Origin of the sequence: Maritalea sp. (genome assembly GCF_047634455.1) — a bacterium.
In the GTDB taxonomy this organism is placed as follows: Bacteria; Pseudomonadota; Alphaproteobacteria; order Rhizobiales; family Devosiaceae; genus Maritalea.
In genome coordinates this window covers 1-3459 of the sequence record NZ_JBLIAI010000116.1, presented here as the reverse complement: position 1 = coordinate 3459, position 3459 = coordinate 1, and the positions used below count along the sequence as shown (strand labels likewise).

The 3459-nt window shown below is 47.2% G+C and carries 2 protein-coding genes, 2 tRNA genes and 1 pseudogene; all 5 read right to left on the bottom strand.

Going from position 1 to position 3459, the window contains the following annotated elements:
* Window positions 1–223, bottom strand: a pseudogene (locus ACJAZW_RS15365) (hypothetical protein); the annotation flags it as partial.
* Between the two features lie 509 nt (window positions 224–732).
* A tRNA-Asp gene (locus ACJAZW_RS15360) sits at window positions 733–809 on the bottom strand.
* A 234-nt stretch (window positions 810–1043) separates the two neighbouring features.
* Window positions 1044–1119: transfer RNA gene (locus ACJAZW_RS15355), tRNA-Val, on the bottom strand.
* A gap of 99 nt (window positions 1120–1218) precedes the next feature.
* Window positions 1219–1497 (bottom strand): HU family DNA-binding protein, encoded by a 279-nt coding sequence (locus ACJAZW_RS15350; protein WP_415159678.1) that lies wholly within the window; start codon window positions 1495–1497, stop codon window positions 1219–1221.
* A gap of 173 nt (window positions 1498–1670) precedes the next feature.
* Window positions 1671–3459: endopeptidase La (gene lon, locus ACJAZW_RS15345; protein WP_415159676.1), on the bottom strand; the 1789-nt coding region annotated here is incomplete at its 5' end.

Below are 3459 nucleotides of genomic sequence, written 5' to 3'. Positions count from 1 at the left end.
CTTCAACACCAAATACGAAGTCGTCGGAACGGAAATTAAGGCCGGCTAGACCACCTATTCCCCAATAAGTGGTACCTGTATTTAACAGCCCGCCATTTAGGCCAATGTAAAAACCTTCCCAATCAAAACTCGAACTGGAATAATCAGTGGCTGCATCCGCTGTAAATGCGCTAGTTGAACTCGCCGCAAAAAGGAATGCTGCAACAAAAAGTTTCTTTCGCATATCAATACCTCCTCGGTTAATTAATCGAAACGCACATCAAACATAGTTCTTTATATCAATAATAGTCAAATCGTCACGCCAAGGCGCTTGGTGGATTGGTGTAAGTTGACTTCAATTCTCAACCCTTTGGCGAAACAGTTTTACAAGCTCGACAGGTTGGTTTTTTCGCAATGTTCAGTGCCATTAAAAGTACTTACGTACAATTGCGTTGACTTGATGTTGTCCAACGGGACCAAGCACGGATAGCGGAACTCAGTGCGCACTGTCGCTCCCTACTCACTGGCATTTCAATTCCCAGCCTTGCGGCTACACAACAAGACCCAGAAGAATCATCTGTCACACTGCAAGGTCGATAACCAACAGCTTTTTGGACGCTGCAAAACTGCATAGCAGCAGCATTCCAAGGCAAACTCCACCAATATCATTGGTGCCACAAGCGATTGCGCAAATTTGCAATGGTCACAACAAAGATGGTCGCGACGAAAAAGAGAAAGCCTGGGGGAAGAAAATGGCGGGAGTGACGGGACTCGAACCCGCGACCTCTGGCGTGACAGGCCAGCGCTCTAACCAACTGAGCTACACCCCCAACGTTTTGCGTATCAATGTGATCGCTGAAGATGTGCGTTGTTTAAGAGTGATCAGTGACCAAGTCAAGCACATAAATTGCACTTTATGATGCTTTTTATACAATCAATGAGAAGAACATCACAAAGCCCCCGCTCCCAGCGACTTATCCCCTATGGAGAGGTTAAAATGCGAAATAAAACAATCGATTATGCAATCGATATCGTTTGAACTTCACAGTGATTTAGGGAAAGAATGGTGGGCGATGAGAGACTCGAACTCCCGACATCTTCGGTGTAAACGAAGCGCTCTACCAACTGAGCTAATCGCCCTCTTAATGAGGTGTGCATCGTTTAATTCGTATCAAACGCTACGTCAACAAAAAAAGGTCCCGATTTTCACCGAGACCTTTAAAAAAAGCATTTATTCTGTTACTTGCCGTTCACAGCTTCTTTGAGCTGTTTGCCTGGTTTGAATTTAGGCACGTTAGTCGCAGCGATATCAATCTCTGCGCCAGTTGCCGGGTTGCGGCCCTTTGTTGCTTTACGATGTGACACTGAGAATGTGCCGAAACCGACCAAGCGAACTTCGTTGCCATCTCTCAATGTGCCTTCGATTGCGTCAAACACTGCGTCAACGGCTGAAGCGGCGTCAGCTTTGGTGATGCCTGCTTTTTCTGCAGCTACAGCAATCAGATCATTCTTGTTCATTATTCTATCCTCATATCTGAACCCTAGACTATTTGCCTGAGTATGCGGTGCTTACATTTCTTCGATTCTTTGTCTAAAGCAAGGAAATCCGGTGCTTTCAGGCTGTTTCCACCCAAAAAAAAGGCCGGAAACTATGTCCCGGCCTCAAATTAGCGTCAAACTTAGCGAAATCGTTAATGAGCGGTTAAATTCGCCGTTGCGATGCTCTGCTGACGTAGGCTCTCTGTGTAGGCTTCAAAATCCCATTCGATGGGCGTTGGCACTTCAACCAACGCATGTTTTATCACATCTTCCATCTTAGAAACGGGCACAATCTCCAACCCCTGTTTCACAATGTCAGGCACATCAACAAGATCACGAACATTTTCTTCAGGAATCAAAACCTTTTTAATTCCCCCACGTAAGGCCGCCAGCAGCTTCTCTTTAAGGCCACCAATCGGCAATACACGACCGCGAAGCGTAATCTCACCCGTCATCGCCACATCGTGCCGCACAGGAATACCCGTCATAACCGACACAATTGCAGTGGCCATGCCGACGCCTGCAGAAGGACCATCTTTTGGCGTTGCTCCCTCAGGCACGTGCACGTGAATATCACGGGCATCAAACAATGGTGGTTCGATACCAAAATCAACTGCTCGCGAACGCACATAAGTCGCCGCCGCAGAAATTGATTCTTTCATCACATCCTTCAAGTTGCCAGTAACCGTACGTTTGCCTTTGCCGTAAGTGGTGACGCCTTCAATTGTCAGCAATTCACCGCCAACAGACGTCCACGCCAAGCCATTGACAATACCAACTTGTGGCTCTTCGTCTATTTCACCGTGCCGATGACGTGGTGGGCCGAGATATTCTTCGACTTTTGCCAAATCAAGCATCACCGTCTTTTTCTCTTTGTCCAGTGTGAGCTCTTTCACGATTTTGCGCAGTAGATTGGCAATCTCGCGTTTCAAGTTCCGCACACCTGCTTCACGGGTATAGCGCTGAATAAGGAAAGTGAGTGATTCATCTGGCAATGTCACCTCTGAAGCTTTCAATCCATGCTCTTTCATGGTTTCAGGAATCAGGTGGCGTTTGGCGATTTCAGCCTTTTCTTCTTCTGTGTAACCAGACAGGCGAATGATCTCCATCCGATCCATCAACGGGCCAGGAATATTAAGCGTATTGGCTGTTGTGACAAACATCACGTCAGACAAGTCGTAGTCAACTTCCAAATAGTGGTCGGCAAAGGTGTGGTTTTGCTCTGGATCAAGCACTTCCAACAACGCAGATGATGGATCACCACGGAAATCTTGTCCCATTTTGTCGATTTCATCGAGCAGGAACAAAGGATTGTTCTTGCCAGCTTTTTTCATCGACTGAATGACTTTACCCGGCATCGAACCGATATAGGTCCGGCGGTGGCCACGAATCTCTGCTTCATCCCGCACGCCACCAAGTGACATCCGCGCGAACTCACGACCAGTTGCTTTCGCAATTGACTTGCCGAGCGACGTTTTACCGACACCTGGAGGGCCAACAAGGCACAATATTGGTCCTTTTAGCTTCCCGGTGCGCGCCTGAACGGCAAGATATTCGATAATCCGCTCTTTGACCTTTTCAAGACCATAATGCTCTTCGTCCAACACGTTCTGAGCAAACACAAGATCCTTCTTGATTTTGGTTTTTTTGCCCCAAGGCAAACCCAACATCCAATCCAGATAATTACGCACAACGGTGGCTTCCGCAGACATTGGGCTCATTTGCTTGAGTTTTTTGAACTCGGCATGAGCTTTTTCTTTTGCCTCTTTGGAAAACTTGGTCTTGTTGATCCGATCTTCAAGCTCTGTGAGCTCATCCGTGCCATCTTCAGAATCACCCAATTCCTTTTGGATCGCTTTCATCTGTTCGTTCAGATAATACTCACGCTGGGTTTTTTCCATCTGGCGTTTAACGCGCGTGCGAATCCGGCGTTCAACTTGC